Annotated in this window: 1 protein-coding gene and 1 pseudogene; both read right to left on the reverse strand. The window is 69.1% G+C overall.

Features of this window, described 5'->3' with window-relative positions; all coding sequences use genetic code 11:
• Positions 1-6 precede the first annotated feature (6 nt).
• Positions 7-360, reverse strand: a complete 354-nt coding sequence (locus tag BN903_RS12190) for a VOC family protein (RefSeq protein ID WP_048077982.1) — start codon at positions 358-360, stop codon at positions 7-9.
• Between the two features lie 26 nt (positions 361-386).
• A pseudogene (locus BN903_RS12195) lies at positions 387-657 on the reverse strand (tRNA(Ile2) 2-agmatinylcytidine synthetase); the annotation flags it as partial.

Raw genomic sequence — 657 nt, forward strand, 5'->3', positions numbered from 1 at the left:
CGCCGCCTACTCGATGTCGACGTCGTCGTCGAGGAACGCCTGACACTCGACTGTCCGGCCCTCTGGATCCTCGGCGAAACACTGGTAGATGTCGTACGTCTCGTTCTCTCGCGGCTCCTCCACGACCGCGTCGCCGAGTCGATCCCGGGCGGCGTCAACGCTCTCCCTGTCCGGGTAGACGAAGGTGAGGATGCCGCAGTCGTCGGCCGCCGCGCGCTCGCAGAACCCGAACAGGAAGCCGTCGAACTCGAGTATCGTACAGTCCGGCTGTTCGAGCCGCACGGTCGCGTCCAGTCGGTCGCGGTAGAACTCGACGACCGCGTCGCGTCGCTCCGTCGCGTGGAAGACGATTCCGGTCACGTCCGCCCGCTCTCGGCCGGATCACTTCATCGCTCCGGGTGGGTCGGCGCGTCGAACCCCCCGCGGACGAGCGGCTTCGCGACGTGGCGGCGCGCGCTCGGCGGCACCTCGTACCACCCCGGTTCGAGGTCGCGGTCGATCGGCGTCTCGACCTTCCCCGACGCGCTCGTCCCGCAGTCGCGACAGCGGTACCCCTGACCACGTCCAGCCGAGGACATCGAGCGCCCGCAGTCGGGACAGGTCGGCACGGCTGGCGCGGTCCGAACGAGGTCGCGCACGGCGAACTTCTCCAGTTTC

It is taken from the genome of Halorubrum sp. AJ67 (assembly GCF_000513435.1).